General features: G+C 45.4%; 16 protein-coding genes and 1 tRNA gene. 6 read left to right on the top strand and 11 right to left on the bottom strand.

The window, feature by feature from the left end; all coding sequences use genetic code 11:
• The first annotated feature begins 2 nt into the window (after window positions 1-2).
• From urtA to B2089_RS02290, 3 genes are read left to right on the top strand one after another with little or no spacing between them, the layout of a single operon-like run.
• Window positions 3-1,187, top strand: a complete 1,185-nt coding sequence (gene urtA / locus B2089_RS02300) for an urea ABC transporter substrate-binding protein (RefSeq protein ID WP_296321482.1) — start codon at window positions 3-5, stop codon at window positions 1,185-1,187.
• A gap of 31 nt (window positions 1,188-1,218) precedes the next feature.
• Entirely contained in the window at window positions 1,219-2,160 is a 942-nt protein-coding gene (gene pyrF, locus B2089_RS02295) for an orotidine-5'-phosphate decarboxylase (RefSeq protein ID WP_296321478.1), read from the top strand.
• Between the two features lie 12 nt (window positions 2,161-2,172).
• Window positions 2,173-3,981: a dihydroorotate dehydrogenase gene (locus B2089_RS02290; RefSeq protein WP_296321474.1), complete on the top strand. Its 1,809-nt coding sequence runs from the start codon at window positions 2,173-2,175 to the stop codon at window positions 3,979-3,981.
• Window positions 3,982-4,022: 41 nt separating this feature from the next.
• Here B2089_RS02290 and fabV read toward each other — a convergent pair whose 3' ends face one another.
• The 7 genes from fabV to B2089_RS02255 all read right to left on the bottom strand — a co-directional run bounded on the left by fabV (window position 4,023) and on the right by B2089_RS02255 (window position 10,357).
• Window positions 4,023-5,240: an enoyl-ACP reductase FabV gene (gene fabV, locus B2089_RS02285; RefSeq protein WP_296321471.1), complete on the bottom strand. Its 1,218-nt coding sequence runs from the start codon at window positions 5,238-5,240 to the stop codon at window positions 4,023-4,025.
• Window positions 5,241-5,364: 124 nt separating this feature from the next.
• Window positions 5,365-6,087: a hypothetical protein gene (locus tag B2089_RS02280; RefSeq protein WP_296321468.1), complete on the bottom strand. Its 723-nt coding sequence runs from the start codon at window positions 6,085-6,087 to the stop codon at window positions 5,365-5,367.
• Between the two features lie 3 nt (window positions 6,088-6,090).
• On the bottom strand, window positions 6,091-7,329 hold the full coding sequence (locus B2089_RS02275) for a beta-ketoacyl-ACP synthase (protein WP_296321466.1): 1,239 nt from the start codon (window positions 7,327-7,329) through the stop codon (window positions 6,091-6,093).
• On the bottom strand, window positions 7,329-8,063 hold the full coding sequence (gene fabG / locus B2089_RS02270; protein WP_296321463.1) for a 3-oxoacyl-ACP reductase FabG: 735 nt from the start codon (window positions 8,061-8,063) through the stop codon (window positions 7,329-7,331). The genes B2089_RS02275 and fabG overlap by 1 nt, the downstream gene beginning before the upstream one ends.
• A gap of 18 nt (window positions 8,064-8,081) precedes the next feature.
• Window positions 8,082-8,519, bottom strand: coding sequence for a hypothetical protein (locus tag B2089_RS02265; RefSeq protein WP_296321460.1), 438 nt, complete (start codon window positions 8,517-8,519; stop codon window positions 8,082-8,084).
• An 18-nt stretch (window positions 8,520-8,537) separates the two neighbouring features.
• Complete coding sequence (locus tag B2089_RS02260; protein ID WP_296321457.1) at window positions 8,538-9,749, bottom strand: beta-ketoacyl synthase N-terminal-like domain-containing protein; 1,212 nt, start codon at window positions 9,747-9,749, stop codon at window positions 8,538-8,540.
• Window positions 9,746-10,357 (bottom strand): DUF3261 domain-containing protein, encoded by a 612-nt coding sequence (locus B2089_RS02255; RefSeq protein ID WP_296321454.1) that lies wholly within the window; start codon window positions 10,355-10,357, stop codon window positions 9,746-9,748. Before B2089_RS02255 ends, B2089_RS02260 begins: the two co-directional genes overlap by 4 nt.
• Before the next feature lie 140 nt (window positions 10,358-10,497).
• Here B2089_RS02255 and B2089_RS02250 point away from each other — a divergent pair, with 140 nt between their 5' ends.
• Together B2089_RS02250 and B2089_RS02245 are read left to right on the top strand one after the other, a co-directional pair.
• Window positions 10,498-11,874, top strand: coding sequence for a POTRA domain-containing protein (locus B2089_RS02250; protein WP_296321450.1), 1,377 nt, complete (start codon window positions 10,498-10,500; stop codon window positions 11,872-11,874).
• 13 nt (window positions 11,875-11,887) lie between these two features.
• On the top strand, window positions 11,888-13,357 hold the full coding sequence (locus B2089_RS02245; RefSeq protein ID WP_296321448.1) for a PLP-dependent aminotransferase family protein: 1,470 nt from the start codon (window positions 11,888-11,890) through the stop codon (window positions 13,355-13,357).
• Here the strand turns inward: B2089_RS02245 and B2089_RS02240 are convergent.
• The 4 genes from B2089_RS02240 to B2089_RS02225 form a co-directional block, all read right to left on the bottom strand.
• Complete coding sequence (locus B2089_RS02240; RefSeq protein ID WP_296321445.1) at window positions 13,354-15,123, bottom strand: B12-binding domain-containing radical SAM protein; 1,770 nt, start codon at window positions 15,121-15,123, stop codon at window positions 13,354-13,356. The two genes, B2089_RS02245 and B2089_RS02240, sit on opposite strands and share 4 nt — an antisense overlap.
• Window positions 15,124-15,852 carry an IMP cyclohydrolase gene (locus B2089_RS02235; RefSeq protein ID WP_296321442.1) on the bottom strand — a complete coding sequence of 243 codons (729 nt, stop codon included), beginning with the start codon at window positions 15,850-15,852 and terminating at the stop codon, window positions 15,124-15,126.
• Window positions 15,853-15,869: 17 nt separating this feature from the next.
• Window positions 15,870-16,184 (bottom strand): nucleotidyltransferase family protein, encoded by a 315-nt coding sequence (locus B2089_RS02230; RefSeq protein WP_296321439.1) that lies wholly within the window; start codon window positions 16,182-16,184, stop codon window positions 15,870-15,872.
• Window positions 16,185-16,290: 106 nt separating this feature from the next.
• Window positions 16,291-16,866 (bottom strand): DUF308 domain-containing protein, encoded by a 576-nt coding sequence (locus tag B2089_RS02225; protein WP_296321435.1) that lies wholly within the window; start codon window positions 16,864-16,866, stop codon window positions 16,291-16,293.
• A 123-nt stretch (window positions 16,867-16,989) separates the two neighbouring features.
• Between B2089_RS02225 and B2089_RS02220 the strand changes: the two genes are divergently transcribed.
• Window positions 16,990-17,074 (top strand) — tRNA-Ser (locus B2089_RS02220).
• Window positions 17,075-17,110 lie beyond the last annotated feature (36 nt).

The following is a 17,110-nucleotide window of genomic DNA, read 5'->3' as shown; positions in this document are numbered from 1 at the left end:
ATATGAAACTTTTAAAAACTGGAATGATTTGTGTGCTCTCCGCATTTCTACTCATTTCATGTAATGAAAAAAAAGAAGAGACCGTAAAAGTCGGACTTCTGCATTCGCTCTCAGGTACAATGTCGATTTCTGAAACATCTGTGCGAGACTCAGAGTTGCTTGCTATTTCAGAAATCAACGCAAATGGCGGCGTTCTCGGTAAACAAATTGTGGCAATTCAGGCAGACGGTGCCAGTGACCCTCAGGTTTTCGCAGAGAAGGCGAGGGATTTGATTCAGAATGATAAAGTCGTCACGGTTTTTGGTTGCTGGACAAGTGCCTCACGAAAGGCGGTAAAGCCGGTTTTTGAGGAATTATACAATCTCCTTTGGTATCCAGTTCAGTACGAAGGAATGGAAGCAAGCCCCAACATCATGTACATGGGTGCTTCTCCAAATCAGCAGATTGTGCCAGCTGTCGATTATTGCGCTGAGACAATCGGAAAGCGCATGTTCCTTGTGGGAAGCGATTATGTCTTCCCCCGCACGGCGAACCGAATTATCAAGGCTCAACTTGCTCAACTTGACGGAGATTGTGTCGGAGAAGAATATGTTCCAATGGGTGGAACTGATTTTTCTGATATTATCGCAAAAATCCAAAAGACAAAACCTGATGTCATTCTTAATTCTCTTAACGGCGATTCAAATGTGGCTTTCTTTGCGGCACTTGCAAAGGTAGGAATTAATTCAAGTAAAATTCCGGTTATGAGTTTTTCCATTGCTGAAGAAGAAGTTGCAAAAATGAACTTGGATAATCTTTCAGGTCATTTGGTATCATGGAATTACTATGAGACTACGCAAACTCCCCGCAACGAAAAATTCGTCAGTGATTATAAAGAAAAATATGGTGAAGACCGCATGACCGGAGACCCAATCGAAGCTGCTTATATCGCGGTTTATATGTGGGCTGCTGCTTGCGAAAAAGCGGGAAGTTTTGATGTTGAGGCTGTCCGTGTTGCGGCGAAGGGATTGAGTTTTGCCGCCCCTGAAGGAATCGTTACAATTGATGGCGGAAACCAGCACTTGTACAAGCAAGTCCGAATCGGAAAAATCAACAACAAGGGGCTAATTGATGAAGTGTGGGCTACTCCTTCTGCTATCAAGCCGGATCCCTATTTGAGCACATATCCTTGGGCGAGAGGCTTGTAAGTTAGGAATTAACAATAAGGAATTAGAAATTATGAAACATATTATGCAAGAATTACAGGAAGCGGCTTTGAAAAATGGGCCGCTTTGCGTTGGTTTGGACACGGATCCGTCTTATCTTCCTGAGTCCGTACTCAAAGCCTTTGATTCTCCAGTCGAGGCGGTTTTGGCTTACAACAAAGAAATCATTAAGCGGGTGTCAAGCGACAAATCTGCCTGCTGTTTTAAGATTCAGATTGCTTACTATGAGGCAATGGGAATCGAAGGATTGAAGGCTTACATTGAGACAATCAAAGCCGTTCACGAGGCGGGCTTTATCGCAATCAGTGACATTAAGCGGGGCGACATTGCGGATACGGCAAAGGCTTATGCCCGCGCTCATTTTGGCTCTGGCAGCGATTTTGAAACGGACATCATCACAATCAATCCATACATGGGTTTTGACACTTTAAAGCCCTTCACTGAATATTGCAAACCGGTCGGAGAGCAGGGGGGAAAGGGCATTTTCGTTCTTTTGCGCACTTCAAATCCCGGCATGGTCGATATTGAGCAGCAGGAATTGAAGGCTGGTGGCCGTGTCCTCGACAAAACAGGAAGCGAATTGGAGCGAATCAGCGCGGAATTCAAGGCACTTTACCCAGAGCAGACTTGCTCGCCAGTGGGAGCAGTTGTCGGCTGTACCGAAGAAAGCGATGCCCGCGCCCTCCGCGATGCATATCCTGATGTATTCTTCTTGATTCCGGGTTACGGCGCTCAGGGTGGTGCGGCCAGAATTGCGGCGACTTTGCTTGATAAGGCGGGCGGCACGGTAAATTCAAGCCGGGGCATTCTGTGCGCTTGGAAAAAGGACGAATCCCTTGCTGAATCTCGCGAAAAGGGCATTCTCTGCCTGAAAGACATCGCTGACGCGGCAGGAAAGGCTTGTCGTGACTCAACAGCGGACTTGCTGGGAGCCAAAAAGGCTCTTGGTTTGTAATAAGGAAATTAAATGAAACAGTTGACTGATTGTAAAGGCGAGCCGCTTCCGATTTTTGGAAAAGGACTTGTAACTGAATGTGCTGTCGTGCCAGGCGCGGTTCCTTTTGGAAGCGTTTGGAATCTCAAAGTCCTCATGGTGGCAGATTTATCCACTGGCTCAGATGATATTCCTGTTCCAATTCCGGGGCAGTTTTATCTTATTAGGGCGGCAAAAACCGGACTTTTGCTGGGACGACCAATCAGCGTTTATATGGCGCGGAAGGCTGGGGAAGCGGCTCACATTGAATTCCTCATTCTCAAAAAAGGAAAGGGAACTCAGGAAATTTGCGGTCTCAAAAAAAATGAAGAAGTCCAACTGATTGGCCCAACGGGAAATTCTTTCCCTACTCCCGAAAAAACTGACAAAGTTTGTATCGTTGGCGGCGGAATCGGCGTGGCTCCAGTGGCGGGCTTTGCCTCAACGCTTGAGCCAAAATCTTATGACTTTTTCGCTTCTTTTAAAAGCGGCTCTTATGGTCTTGAATATGTGGATGCGGCAGAGCTAAAAATTACTACAGATGACGGCTCAGCGGGCATTCACGGAATGTTGCCAGCCGCACTCACAGCCCAGACCCTCAAAGAAAAGGGCTACACGGTGCTTTATGCCTGCGGACCCACTCCTATGCTGGCTTATGTGCAGAAAATCTGCCTTGAAGCGGGAGTAAAGTCTTTCCTCAGCATGGAAAAAAACATGGCCTGTGGCGTGGGAGCATGTCTTGGCTGTACAATCACCACAACAGAAGGAAACAAACGCTGCTGTAAAGACGGCCCGGTTTTCAAGGGCGAAATCTTGCAGTTTGAGCCGCCAAAATACAAGGCGATTTTCGGAAGTGAAAAGCCTGCTTCGGATTTTGAGCCTGATTTGAGCGTGGAAGTTGCGGGCGTAAAATTCGCCAATCCGGTAATTGCGGCCAGCGGAACTTTCGGCTACGGCTCAGAATATGCCAGCGTTTTCGATGTGAACGGTCTTGGCGGAATTTGCTCAAAAGGACTTACCTTGCAGGCACGACCTGGCAACACGGGAGCCCGCCTTGTCGAAACTCCATCGGGTTTAATAAACTCTATCGGACTTGAAAATCCAGGAATCGAGCATTTCATTGAGCATGAGCTTCCATCAATGCTGGAGTTAAAGCCTGTCACCATTGCAAATCTTTCTGGCTCTTCCATCGAAACTTATGTTGAGGGCGCGAAATTGCTGGAAAAGACAGCTGTTCCTATGATTGAGTTGAACATCAGCTGCCCGAATGTTAAGGCTGGCGGAATGGGCTTTGGTATGGATTGTGAGCTTGCTTCCACAGTCACAAAAGCCGTTCGTGAAGTGACAAAAAAGCCTCTCATGGTAAAGCTCACTCCAAACGCGCCGGACTTAATCGGTGTTGCCATGGCAGTTCGGGAAGCGGGCGCAGACGCACTCAGCCTCGTGAACACTTTCCAGGCTATGTCAATTGATTTGAACACTGGCCGACCTGTCTTTGACAATATCCGTGCGGGATTTTCAGGACCTGCGGTAAAGCCAATCGCCCTCCGTATGGTCTACGATTTGGTTCAGGCTATGAATAAACTCCCTGAAAGCGAGAGAATTCCTGTGGTGGGCTTGGGCGGCATTTCCTGTTGGCAAGATGCCGTTGAATTCCTTATGGCAGGAGCAAGCGCAATCCAAGTGGGAACGGCGACTTTCTCAAATCCCAACACTATGCTTGAGATTATACGCGGTCTAAAGGATTACATGAAGCAAAAAGGATTTAAGACAATTTCTGAATTTAGGGGAATTGCACAATAAAAAAAAGGGGAAAGTTTGAGTCAACTTTCCCCTTTTTTTTATTAGTCAATGGCTGTCATGTCGCTGATGTCTTTTTCGTAATCAACGCCGTCAACTGCGAAACCGTTGATGTTGAGGAAGTCTTTGCGGATTCCTTCTATATCAATGTGCTCGCGGACATTGTCCTGATTGATGGCTTCCATGTGCTTGTCGATTTCTGCCTGAATCTCTGGTTTAAGTTCAAGATCATCGATGCGGATTCGGCCTTCATTGTCTGTCGGAACTTTTTTGTCAGCGGTGTAAAGTCGTTCACGGAAGAGTCGGTCGATCTGCTCTTTGCAGCCTTCGTGTGTTCCGGCTTTTTTCTGAACCAAGAACAAACAGCCGAGGTAAAGCATGATTACAGGAATGACTGAACTTGAGCGGGTTACGAGAGCTTTGTTAACTGAGACATAAGCCGCACCGCCAATCTTTTTAAGACTTGCGTCGATGTTTTTTGCGCGGGCTTCAAGGTCTTTTTTGGCCTCACCGATTGTACCATCGCGGTAAATTGGCTGAGAATATTTTGGTCCGATGTAAGAATATGCGACTGTTCGGGCACCTTCCGCCAAAAGATCAGCATCTGAAAGATATTTCATCCATCGTTCCCAGTCTTCGCCACCCATGACTTTGACAGTATTTTGGATATCATCACCTTCTGCGGGCTGTGCCTCAAGGGTGCTGAGTTTTTCGGTCATCATGTCGATTGCCCAACCACCGTAAGCCTTTCCTACTGGTTTAATTACTGAACGATACATTACTTTTGTGTCTGGATCAGTTCGTACAGGTGAAGCCAACGAGTAGACAATGAGGTCGAATTTAACGCCCCATTTTTTTGCTTCATCGATAACAGCCTGACGGCACTCGTCGCTGAAAGCGTCCATGTTGAATGTAGTTGATTTAAGACCAGCTTTTGCTGCTGCCCGGTCGAATGCTTTGTTGTTGTACCAACCTGGAGTTCCACCTTTTGTTGTAGTTGGTTCTTTTTCAAAAGAAACGCCGATTGTGTCGGCTCCGTATTCAAAAGCTGCCGTGATTCGGCTTGCCAATCCGTATCCTGTTGAGCAACCAAGCACGAGGACATTTTTTGGGGCATATCCGCCTTCTTTTGCACTTTTGATGCCTTTTCTTGCTTTTTGTGCGATTGCGAAATCAATCTGATGCTCTGTGTCGCGTGCGCATCCCACCGGATGAGCGTTGATACAAATGTTTGAGCGAATCATCGGTTTAATTACAGCCATTTTATTCTCCTAAAAAGTAGATTGCCGTTTTTAAAGCACGGCAGTGACAGTGTTATTCTTAGTTTATTTATTTTGACAAAAATAGTCAATGTGTCAAAATAAAGTGTCAAAATAAAGAGGACTTTTAGTTATTATCAACTGTTATGATAAGATCGTTATGATTCACATTAACCGTATATTTGAAGTCTCTTTCCTCGCGAGAGACAATTTTAATATAACGGTACTCGCTGAATTTTTTCCCTGTGTTTGTCTGAGAATAAACATCTGAGTCTTTTGCACCTTTTAGAATTGCGATTGTACCGGCTTTGTTTTCTTCAGATTCGTCGTTGTATGCGTAGATTTTGAATGATGCTGCAATTTTCATGCTTGCACCACCGACCAATTTGAAATTATCTGTGTATTTTGGAAGAAGACTTGTATCAAAAACCTTGAAATGTGATTCGTTTATTTCTTTTTCATCATAGAACCAGATGTGCAGGTCATTTTTGTCTTTTACGAAGCTGTATTTGAACTGGTGGTCAGGATTTGTGGCAATTGCCAAATAACGGAAGCTTGAGAGTTTAATGTTGTATCGGTCAACAGATTTTATAGTCTGTTTATCGCCCAATCCGTAGAGACGCCCTTCACCAAAAACAATCCATCCGCGGTTTTCGTGATAAGCATATATGGTGATGCCGAAATTATTAACCGAAGAGACATTTACGACTTTCACATGATCTTTCATTGTTCCTGGAATGCTTTCAGCGTCAAGGATATAAGCATTTCCTTTGTCAAATGCCGGTGCCTCAGCAAAAATGCTTCCTGCAAGTGTGAGATAAGCGACCAAAAGTGCGATTAATTTTTTCATGTTTTACTCCTTTATTTTCTTAAAAATTAAGCTCGTATTGATTCCACCGAAAGCGAAATTGTTGTTCATGACATATTCGCAGTCGATTTTGCGTCCGTCACCCATGATGTAGTCCAGGGGAGCGCATTCAGGGTCGATTTCTTTGAGATTCAAGTTGGGCAGGAACCAGCCTTCGTTCATCATCTGAATGGTGAGCCAGCTTTCGATTGCGCCACATGCTCCCAAAGTGTGACCGATATAGTTTTTTACGGTTGAGACGGGGATTGCCCGCTTGAAGACATCGTAAGTAGCTCCAGTTTCAGTGATATCGCCAGCCGTTGTTCCAGTTCCGTGGGTATTGATGTAGCCGATTTGGTCTGGAGAAAGATCTGCGTCGTCCAAAGCCAGCTGCAGGGCGTGAGCGATTGTAGGTCGGTTGGGCGAAGTGATGTGGGTTCCGTCAGTCGTCGTTCCGAATCCGACTATTTCCGCGTAGATTTTTGCCCCGCGCTTTTTTGCGTGCTCATATTCTTCAAGGAAGAGAGTTCCCGCGCCTTCACCGAGAACAAGTCCGTCACGGTTTTTGTCGTATGCGCTGGGAGTGAGTTCCGGCGTGTCGTTCTTGGTTGAAGTTGAGAAAAGGGTGTCGAAGGTCGCCGTATCCATCGTGCAGAATTCTTCGGCTCCTCCGGCAATCATCATGTCCTGTTTGCCGTACTTGATTGCCTCGTAAGCATAGCCGATTGACTGGCTGCCAGAAGTACAGGCCGTGTTTGTGGTGATGATTCGGCCTGTGAGGTGATAGTAGACTTCAAGGTTGCAGGCACAAGTCTGGGGCATTGCTTTAATGTAGGTGGTTGAGCCAACCTTGCTTGTGTCGTTGGTGACCAGCATTGAGTACATTTCCATGAGCGGGTCAACGCTTCCGATTGAAGAGCCGTAGGCAATTCCTGTCATGCCCTGAGTAATTTCTTCGTTTCCCAACATTCCCGCGTCTTCGAGGGCTGTATCTGTTGCCACCAGAGCCATCTGAGCTACGCGACCCATGCCGCGGATTGCCTTTCGGGAGTATTTTTCTTTGTCGATTTCAAAATCCACCGGGCAGCAAAGGCGGGTGTTCATCAGCGGATACTTTTCGTCCCATTCGTGCATGTATTTGACGAAATTCTTCTTTGCCTTGAGATTTTTAAGGACTGTCGGCCAGTCGTTTCCCAGCGCACTGATGATTCCGCCGCCTGTGACAACAACTCTTCTGTTTTGCATTAAATAATTCCTCCGTTTACAGAGATGACCTGTCTTGTAATATAACCTGCACCTTCACTCAAAAGATACACTGCAAGGGAAGCGACTTCTTCTGGTTTTCCGACCCGCCCCATTGGGATTGTAGGCAAAATATGCTCCATTGGTGCCTCTTTAATCATCTCCGTTTCGATTACGCCCGGCGCGATGCAATTCACCGTGATTTTCCGGCTGGCAAGCTCCACCGCCAGGGCTTTTGTGGCTCCCATGATGCCGGCTTTGCTGGCCGAGTAATTCACCTGGCCTCTGTTTCCCATTACGCCAGAAACGCTGGCAATGGTAATGATTCGGCCCCGCTTTTTACGGCAAAGGGGCATGACCAGAGGCTTTAAGACATTATAGAAGCCATCAAGGTTTATGTGAATTACTTGATCCCAGTTGTCGTCGGAAAGGGCAGGGAAGGCGTTGTCACGGCAAATTCCCGCGTTCAGAACGATTCCCCAGAATGCGCCGTTTTCCTCGCTCCATTTTTCCAGCTTTTCCGCACAATCGGCACGGTCAGAAATGTTGAACTGCAAGAGAGAGCATTTGCCTCCGGCATTTTCAATTTCTGATTTAAGGGATTCCGCTTTTTCCTTACCATTATTATAATGCGCAATAATTTCATATCCAGCCTGGGCTGCCGCCAAAGCGATTGCCCGACCGATTCCGCCAGACGCACCAGTTACAAGCACTTTTTTTTCTGAATTCTCGTTCATGTTTTCTCCTGCTGTATTTTATTCCGTTACTTCCATGACGGTTAATTTTCCGCCGCCAGCTTCTTTGCCGTTTACAAATAGTTCTGCCTTAAATGAATATACATTATCGACGACTGCTTCACGCTCAGCTTTTGCCCGAACTAAATCTCCATCAGCAAGGGAATCAAAATCAAAATGAAGGTTGGAAACGCTCAAAATAAAGCCCATGTTCGGCGGGAGATTATTTTCCCTTGCGTAAAGGCCTGTAAGAGCCGAAACTGTCTGGGCGATGATTTCAAAGCAAGCGTAATTTGGCACTGCGCCCAGATTCTTGTCGTAAAACATAAAATCCGGCGTGATTTTAGTCTCGCTTTCGATAATCCAGTCATTTGCCTGGGCTTGAGTAATTCGATCGATGATAAACATCTTGCCCTTGTGGGGAACAAGCGTTGCCAATTCTTCGTGGTCGATTTTCATCTTATCTTCCTTTGTATTCTATTCTTTTTTGATAATCAGACTTGCGTTGCAGCCGCCGAATGCGAATGAATTGCTCATACAAACGCGGATTTGCCGGCTTTCTGCAATTTTTGTGGCATTTTCCTTTGTTACAAGATTGAGCGAAGGAATTTCCTCATCCTGAATGCCGTCCCAGACATGAAGGGGCAATTTCTGTGATTTAATCGCATAAAAACATGCCGCAAGTTCAAGGCTTCCTGCCGCGCCCAAAGTGTGACCTGTGAGGGGCTTTGTAGAGCTTGCCGCGACCTTGTAATCACCGAAAACTAAATCTACGCCCTTTCCTTCCATGCTGTCGTTTAAGTGAGTTCCAGTTCCGTGGAGATTTACATAATCGATTTTGTCAGCAGAAAGTTTTGCGTCAGCAAGGGCTGCCTTCATGGCCTGTTCAGCACCGCTTCCGTCTGCGAGAGGAGCTGTCATGTGGCTCGCGTCGCTTGACTCACCTGTTCCCGCCAAGAAAATCCCGTTTTCGTCAAAATCATCACGGCTCAAAAGGAAAAGACTTGCGCCTTCGCCAAGATTGATACCGCTCCTGTTTTTTGAGAATGGATTTGTTTTTTCGTGATCAATGGCTTCAAGACTGTCAAAGCCCAGCAAAACCGTATCGCTGGCCACATCTACGCCGCCTGCAATCACAGCATCGCAAATTCCGGCGCGAATAAGTTCTTTTGCCTTGATGATTGCGCTGGCACTTGAAGAGCAGGCCGTACTGAAAGCGAGTGAAATCCCTTTTGCACCCAGACGATTTGATGCAAAAGTGGCCACATAATCAGCCCCCTGAGCCTTCAAATCATAATCAGCAGGGAAAGCACCTTTTGTGAAAAATTCTTTGTGAGCATTGAAAGACAAAAAACTTCCGTTATCGCAGGAGCCAATGCAGACTCCGACTTTTTCGGCTCCGTAGCGGGAAATGGCTTTTTGAGCGGCATTTTTTATAGAAGAAAGGGCAAAATCCAAAATCTGCAAAACCCGCATGTCGAATTTGTCGCCAGTGGATTTTAAAAGAGAATCGTCGATTTTTCCCACAAAAAAAGATTTTACGCCGTTTTCGCCCGCCAAGTCGCAATCGACTTTTTTGATGCCGTCACGATTTCCTGAGCTGAGATTTCCGATAAATTTTTCCGGGTCAGAAGAATTTCCTGCCGCACAGATGAATCCCGGATTTGAAAGATAGATTTTTTCGTTCATTCCTCAACTCCCGTTAAAAGATAAGAATAAGCTCGCAGGAAGTTCTCGTAGTAAATTGATTTGACTTCCTCCCGGCCCGTTTTTTTGTTTGTTCCGTAAGATTTTGTGATTTTTGAAATGACTTTGCCCTTTTTGCTCAAAACTCTTGTCTCGATGGAAGTGCCGTCTGTTCCGTCCGCAAGGGAAATCTCAAAATCCACGCCGATTTTTGCCAGCGCCGACTTTAAAGAATCTGCCTGATAAAGGCAAAATTGAAAATCCGCGACGATATATTCTGCCTTTAAATTTTTGGGGAAAACAGCCGAATCAAAATCCAGGGCCGCGCCGTCATAAAAAAGACTTGCCATAGTCGTTCCGAATTCGTTGAAAATCGTCATTGAAAGCTGGCTGGAATCAGAAAGGACATAAACATCACATTCAAAACTTTGCTCACCAAAATTTGCCGTCATTCTTTGCACAGAATCAAGAGCAGCGTCCATCTCGGTCGTCGGCAAAATTCCGAATTTTGAAGTGTTGGTCACATAAACTGGCGCAAAATTCGAATCAAAGCGAGAAGACGCGCAGGAGACGAGAAAAATCGAAATCAGGATAAGTAAAAAATTTTTCATTTTTGGGCGTTCCCCTTCGGGTCGGGCTTTCCGTGGTTTCATTGCCTGCGGCAACGCTTCGCGCCACTACAATCCCTAACGCATTTTACCATTTTTCCGTTATTGTGAAAATCAGTCTTTTTTTATACAATTTCTTTTATATGAAGAAATTATTTGGAATCATCTTTCTTTTGTGTGCAATTTTTGCCGGAGCGCAAGATCAGTCATCAGAGTTTAACCGAAAAATTCGCGCGGAGTCAGAAAAATCTGCCATTGATGAAGAAAATGCAAAATCAGATGAAAAAAATCTTTCAGATTCTGAGGAATCGCTTCAATCTGAACTTGATCAAGATCTTATCGTTACAAAAATAAATTTTATCGGTCTCAAAAAAACCAGGGACTCTTACATTCAAAGCAAAGTCAAAAAATTTACCGGGAATTCCCTTGCCGAAACGGACATGCACGACTTGGAAACGGCGATTCAACTGGAAGGGCTTTTTGATGACATTAAAATTTCTGTCGCACAGACAAGCGATACCGAGGCAGAAATTAATGTATCCGTCAAAGAAAAAATCACATTCATACCGCTTCCATTTGCCATGGCTTCAAGTTCAGGTTATATGGCTGGCGGCGTTGTAATGGACACGAACGCATTCGGACGCAAAGACATGTTCATGGTTGGTGGATTTTTCTCAAACAGTGGTTTTACTGGAATGGCATCTTTTTCAAAGCCTGCGAAAGACCATGGAATTCCCGGATTCTCAATTTTTGCTTCTGGCGGAAAGAGCACTTCAGAATTTGTGAATCTTGAAGAAGACACGATTTTAAAATACAAAAGCCTCGGTTTTTCGGCAGGATTTTCTCTGACAGAAAAAATTGGCGAGCATTTTTCTTTTTCAAACGGATTTAATTTCAAATATCTTGCGACAGAAGAGCATGATGATTATCCTGGAATGAAGCCTGAATCAATTATTGCAGGTGAAACATCCCTTTCCTTCGGATATTCAAAATCTGACTGGAACGGCGTATTCATGTCAACGAATTCGGCAGCTGTTTCGGCAGAATTTGGTCTCACGGACATGGAAGATGATGACTACCGCTATCCAATCGGGCTTTCCTTTTCAATCGGCGAGCAACACCCCCTTTTCATAGACAGGTTGCGCATGTATCAGAAAATCTCTGGCTTTTACGGAAAACACAATCATATTTCTTCTTTCAAAGGTCAGGGAGCGGCTTCCGTGAATATTCTGCCAGGCTCTTTTCATACAGAAAAAATTATCGGCGGCAATGCAGGGTTTGAACTTGCTGTCGCGAAATTCTCTTGGGCAACAATGTCCTTGTACGGAGATTACCAGCTTGTGTACACAAAAAAGAATACGCTCGTGGATGACGATGAATACGAGTTTATGCACGGTCCAAATGGAGGTATGAGATTCTATCTTGCAAAAGTTGCTTTTCCTGCTCTTGCGCTGGGGCTTTCATACAATGTTACCAAGAGTTACTGGCAATTTGCCGCCGCTATGGGCATGAGTTTCTGAAATTTTACTGAAAATGATTACGATTGATTTTTCAAGGCGCGAAAATAAGGGACTTTGTGAATATCTCTACGAATCAATTAAGGCTCAGATTTTGTCGGGGGAGCTAAGGGCGAACGAAAAGTTGCCATCAAAACGCTCCCTTGCCGATCATCTGGGGGTGAGCGTAATTACGGTTCAGAATGCTTACGCGCTTTTAACCGTTGAAGGCTATCTTTACTCAATCGAAAAAAAAGGCTTCTTCGTCACTGATATAAAAAACGATGTGACGGTAAAAAATCACAAAAAAGAAAATAATGAAGTTAGGGAATCGGAAGATTCCAACGAACAGTCGTTAATTAAAAAAGCGCTGAAAGAAGAAAGTATATTCCTTGCTGACTTTTCAAGTAATGCCACTGGATTTGAGAAATTTCCTTTTTCGCTTTGGGCAAAAACTATGCGCAGTGTGCTTGCCAGCGGAAACAAAAATCTGCTTTTAAAAACCGAAACGAAGGGAGTTTTTGAGCTGCGGGAGGCGATTGCAAAACATCTGTATGATTTTCGGCAAATGCGCGTGTCGCCAGAGCAAATTGTCATCGGTGCGGGAACGGAATCTCTTTACACCATGCTGATTCAGCTGCTGGGAACAAAGTGCCGTTATGCGGTGGAAAATCCCGGTTACAAAAAAATTGCATCAGTCTTTGCCTTGAACGGAGCCGACTGTATACCTGTTGAGCTTGACGATGAAGGAATGAACCCGCTTTTACTTGAAGAAATCGGGGCAAGCGTCGTGCATATTTCGCCCTCACACCATTTTCCCACTGGAATCGTAATGCCGATTCGTCGCAGAAATGAAATACTTGCATGGGCGAATGAATCTTCTGATAAATTAACTAACGGTCGTTATATTATCGAAGATGATTATGATAGCGAATTCCGATTTCAGGGAAAACCTCTGCCTACGCTGCAAGGCTCTGACAAAAACGGTCGGGTCATTTACATCAATACTTTCACAAAGACTCTTGCGCCATCATTCCGAATCAGTTACATGGTTCTTCCAGAGAGCTTGCTTTCCCGATTTGAAGAAAAGTTCCGGGGCTTCTCCAGTACAGTCTCTGCGTTTGAGCAATTTACGCTGGCACGCTTTATTTCTGACGGGAATTTTGCACGGCACATTATTCGAATGAAAAATTACTACCGTTCGTTAAGAAATGACTTGATTTTAGCATTTTCAAAAACAAACCTTTCCCGCGTTTTTAAAATCAATGAAGAGGAATCTGGACTTCATTTTTTGCTTTCGGTCAACCAGGAAGAATCCAGCCTTTCCGCTGATATGATTAACGAACGATTGTTAGCAAATAAGATTAAAATTCCTCTTTTAAAAGATTTTTATTATACCAATGTTCCAAAAGAGAAAGAAAACATTTTCGTGGTGAATTATTCAGGTATTCAAAAAACATCCATTAAAAAAATCGTGGAAGTTATAGAAAAAAGTTTGGAATCTTAAATCGTCCGCCAGTCCGCTCCGTTTTTGCCCACGAACACATGCACACGGCATTTCTGCTTGCCGCAATTTTCGGTGAAGAATTCGATGTCCGTGCCGTATTCGCTCATAACATCATCGGGGTGATAGCGGGTTGTGAATGTGGATTCTGTGCCGTCAAAAGTGCAGCGGCCTAAGGCTGCGTGCATTCTGATTAAATCTTCTGCTGCGGGAAGATAGCGGTCAAGGCCTTTTTCGTGGAAGCGTTTCTGGATAAAGGCAAGCTGCAATTCTTCGATTTGGGCGGAATTCTCGTCGGCAGTCCAGTCACGGATTGAGCCTGTGGAAGCAAGCGTTTTTTTGTCATTTCCAAGCCATTCTTCAAATTTTTTCAAAAAGTCGCTGGGCTTTTCTCTTAGGACATAAATCACCGAATTGAACCAGGCCACCGCCCGGCCTTTTGTGTAGAAAAGATTTGTGGCCAGGGAAAGACGCTCGGCCTTTGCCAAATCTTTTTCGCTGAACTGGGGCGTGCGTAAGACATGATAGGGCGGTTGGCTTTCCCACTCCATGCCGAAGCCTTTCGCCGCGTCGTGCAAATCTGTTCCGGGGAGAACGCTGAGACAGAAAAGCTCAAGGTTGTTGGGATAAAGGGAGAGGGCAAAGTCGATGCTTTCGCAAAAGCCCTTGAAATTGTCGCCGGGAAGACCGTAAATCAAATCGAAGCCGAAAGTGACCCCCTCTTCGTTTAAAAATCCTATGTTTTTCTCGAAGCGTTTTTTCTCCAGAGTGCGGTGTACATTTTTTAGGACTTCGGGATTGGCGCTTTGAAGGCCGATTTGCAGGCAACAGGGAATGCGGGAAAAAGCGCGGGCCAGCTCCCGGTCGATGAATTCAGCGCGGGCTTCAAAATAAAAGAAAGTTCCGGGGGCTTTTTTCTCGATGATTCTGAGCATTTTGATTGCCCGCTCTTTGCTTGCGTTGTAAGTCGGGTCAAGCACGAAGATCTGGGCGATTTTCTTTTTTGCGAAAAGCTCGATTTCTTTTTCAAGCCGCTCCATGGGGAAATAGGCGATTTTCTTTTCGCCCTTTGACTCGTAGCAGTAAGAGCATTTGAAGGGGCAGCCTCTGGCAAGTTCCCAAAGTGCGCCGCCGTATTTTGACGGGTCGAGAGTGCCGTCAAGGTAAGGGGAAGCCGTCATTTCAGGCGGCAAAGGACAAGCCCGGACGATTTCATTATGTCCCGCAGGATGTGGACTTGGAGCCGAGAGGGAATTTTCGGTTCGATAGACTCCCTGTACGCCGAAAGCCCGCCCGATTTCATTGCAATCTGTAATTCCTGTCTCGCTTTTTGCCATCGCATCAAGCAATTCCACCATAGCCCGCTCGCCCTGACCCGCAATCATAAAATCAAAGCTGTCAAAAGAAAGGGGATCTGCCGTTACTTCAGGCCCGCCCGCAATGCAGATACAGTCAGGGAGCATTTTTTTGAGGTGGCGGCAAGTTCCTTCCAGAATCCTTCGGTTCCAGACATAGACCGAAAAACAGACGAAATCCGGCTTTTTGGCGGCAAGTTTTTCTGCAAGGAGAGCGGAAACCCCCTCGTCTCCGCCCTTTTTCCTTGCCTGCATGATGTCCTCGTCTTCAAGGGAAAAATCCATTAGGGAGACCGAAAAGCCGTTTTTTGTTCGGGAATCGGCCTTAATGGAAGAGGCAATACAGGCCGCGCCCAGCGGAAGCCCTTGGGGAGAAGTCTCAACAAGTAAAGTCGTGCAGACGAGAGATTTCAATTATTTGTTCTTATTGATAATCTTTTCTTCGTATTTGCCTGTAGCGATGCTGATGAAGCGGACGAAAAGGGAAACCTTGTTCTCTTCGTTGAGTGAAGCCCAAATCATGTTGGCAAATTCGTCGATATTGCCCTTGATTTCAACCTTTTCAGGCTCGCCCTCAAAGCTTGGCAGGGGATTCCCGTTTCCCATGTATGTGTGGATGAAGTGTCCCTCGCCCTTCTGAGGATTGTCGTAGGTGTAAGTGAAGCGGAGGGTATTGTCGCCGTTTCCAGAGTCACTTTTTAGGATTGAGATTGCGTAGTCGTATTTTCCGCCCTCTACATTGAGCAAAGAGGAAATGCGGGGAGTGAAATTCGGAGCGTCGTGTTCGTATTTGCGCACTCGGAGCGACTCTTCGAAAGTCTCGCCTTTTTTAAGTCCCTCAAAGATTGTGTCGGTCTGGTCGCCGTTGGTGACGATTGTTTTGCTTCCCAGCTGGCGGACAGCGGCATAGATGATAAGGCTTGGGTCGCCTGCAATCAAAGATTCATCGAAGGCCTTTGTGCGCACGACCTCGCTTCCGTTTTCAGTTTCTGTGACGAAAACCCGGTTGCGGCTACCTGCGCTTCTGCCCATTGTCCAGTAAGCTGAGACGGCGTATTTTCCGTCGGCTGAAAGCCCGGCCACGATTCCTCGTCCCGGATATTCATTTGCCTTTAAAATTTCATCAAGTTTGTTGATTTTCATATTATTCTCCATAAAAATTAGTTTTTATTTTTCTGCCACAAAGTTTGCCCCACTCGATTGATGTGGTCAAGTAGGGCCTGATTTTTTAATTCTGATTTTTGACTGATGTCCGCCATGTAAGGCAAGTCGCTTTCATAAAAATCATTGCAGATTTCAAGAAGCGTTTCATGGGTGAAGTCTGTGGTCGTTTCCAGTGTGATGTCGATGTCGCTTCCGGGACGAAAATTTCCCTTTGCCCGGCTTCCGTAAATCACTGCCCTGCTTACGGAAGGGTATTTTTCAAAAATTGAGCCGATTATTTCAAGGGAATTATCCGAAAGTCCGAATTTCATTAGCTTTCCTTTGAAAAGTCTTCCATTTTTTGAGAAAAAGCTTTTTTGAAATTTTCGAATCGTTGCTTCCAGCGAATATCAGCAGTGTCGCCCAAAATTCAATTCCTTATTCTTCGCTTTTTTCGTCTTCTACGGTCTCAACTGAGTCGGGAAGAACTACTTCCGGGCGGCTTTTCCACTGGATTACCAGAAGGCCGATTCCCACGATCAGCAAGGCGATTCCGAAGAGGCGGATGATAAAATGACCCGCTGTTTGCGCCGGAATCACGAAGAGCACCAGGGCAATCAAAAGGGAAGAGGCGACTTCAATCATTGACTGGCGCACCATGATTCCGTTTCGGTGAAGTTTTGTAATCGTGTAGATTTGCATTCCCGCCGAGATAATCAGGTAAATTGCCAGGGTGTAAGCCATTGCCTTCCAGACGACAGCCGCCACCGTAATTGGCAGAATGACTGCCAAAAGGCCAACAACGATGCTCAAAACTCCCCGCACCGTGACAATCAGTTTGTACTGAGGATCGATAATCAAATCGCGGGTTGCCGCAAGAATGAAAATGCCGTCAATAATTGCCGCCACGCCAAGAATAATCACGAAAAATGATATGAAAGTGTCTGGGGAAATGAGCAAAAACAAGCCCAATGCCGCCGTTACGAATCCAAGAAAAACTTTGCTTTTATCCATAAAAGTAATAATATGAAGAAAGCGAGAAAAATTCTATAGGGAAAATTATTTTTAATTTTTTTCTTTGATGCTAGTTGACACAAATACTAAAAAATCGTTATAGTATTTAAGCATCAATTATCTGGAGCGATGGCAGAGAGGCTGAATGCACCGGTCTTGAAAACCGGCATACCGCAAGGTATCGGGGGTTCAAATCCCTCTCGCTCCGCTTTTTTTTTGATTGCAGCCTGGAGGTGTGGTAGAG

The organism is Treponema sp. UBA3813 (assembly GCA_002368605.1).
Lineage (GTDB): Bacteria > Spirochaetota > Spirochaetia > Treponematales > Treponemataceae > Treponema_D.
This window is presented reverse-complemented; position numbering and strand designations above follow the sequence as displayed.

What these genes read in the sequence shown, in the direction of transcription:
- fabV (WP_296321471.1), bottom strand. Translation starts at nt 5,240, where the DNA reads ATGGCTGTAATTAAACCGATGATTCGCTCAAACATTTGTATCAACGCT.
- urtA (WP_296321482.1), top strand. Translation starts at nt 3, where the DNA reads ATGAAACTTTTAAAAACTGGAATGATTTGTGTGCTCTCCGCATTTCTA.
- B2089_RS02275 (WP_296321466.1), bottom strand. Translation starts at nt 7,329, where the DNA reads ATGCAAAACAGAAGAGTTGTTGTCACAGGCGGCGGAATCATCAGTGCG.
- B2089_RS02290 (WP_296321474.1), top strand. Translation starts at nt 2,173, where the DNA reads ATGAAACAGTTGACTGATTGTAAAGGCGAGCCGCTTCCGATTTTTGGA.
- B2089_RS02235 (WP_296321442.1), bottom strand. Translation starts at nt 15,852, where the DNA reads ATGAAAATCAACAAACTTGATGAAATTTTAAAGGCAAATGAATATCCG.
- B2089_RS02260 (WP_296321457.1), bottom strand. Translation starts at nt 9,749, where the DNA reads ATGAACGAAAAAATCTATCTTTCAAATCCGGGATTCATCTGTGCGGCA.
- B2089_RS02280 (WP_296321468.1), bottom strand. Translation starts at nt 6,087, where the DNA reads ATGAAAAAATTAATCGCACTTTTGGTCGCTTATCTCACACTTGCAGGA.
- B2089_RS02265 (WP_296321460.1), bottom strand. Translation starts at nt 8,519, where the DNA reads ATGAAAATCGACCACGAAGAATTGGCAACGCTTGTTCCCCACAAGGGC.
- B2089_RS02245 (WP_296321448.1), top strand. Translation starts at nt 11,888, where the DNA reads ATGATTACGATTGATTTTTCAAGGCGCGAAAATAAGGGACTTTGTGAA.
- B2089_RS02225 (WP_296321435.1), bottom strand. Translation starts at nt 16,866, where the DNA reads ATGGATAAAAGCAAAGTTTTTCTTGGATTCGTAACGGCGGCATTGGGC.
- fabG (WP_296321463.1), bottom strand. Translation starts at nt 8,063, where the DNA reads ATGAACGAGAATTCAGAAAAAAAAGTGCTTGTAACTGGTGCGTCTGGC.
- B2089_RS02250 (WP_296321450.1), top strand. Translation starts at nt 10,498, where the DNA reads ATGAAGAAATTATTTGGAATCATCTTTCTTTTGTGTGCAATTTTTGCC.
- pyrF (WP_296321478.1), top strand. Translation starts at nt 1,219, where the DNA reads ATGAAACATATTATGCAAGAATTACAGGAAGCGGCTTTGAAAAATGGG.
- B2089_RS02230 (WP_296321439.1), bottom strand. Translation starts at nt 16,184, where the DNA reads ATGAAATTCGGACTTTCGGATAATTCCCTTGAAATAATCGGCTCAATT.
- B2089_RS02255 (WP_296321454.1), bottom strand. Translation starts at nt 10,357, where the DNA reads ATGAAAAATTTTTTACTTATCCTGATTTCGATTTTTCTCGTCTCCTGC.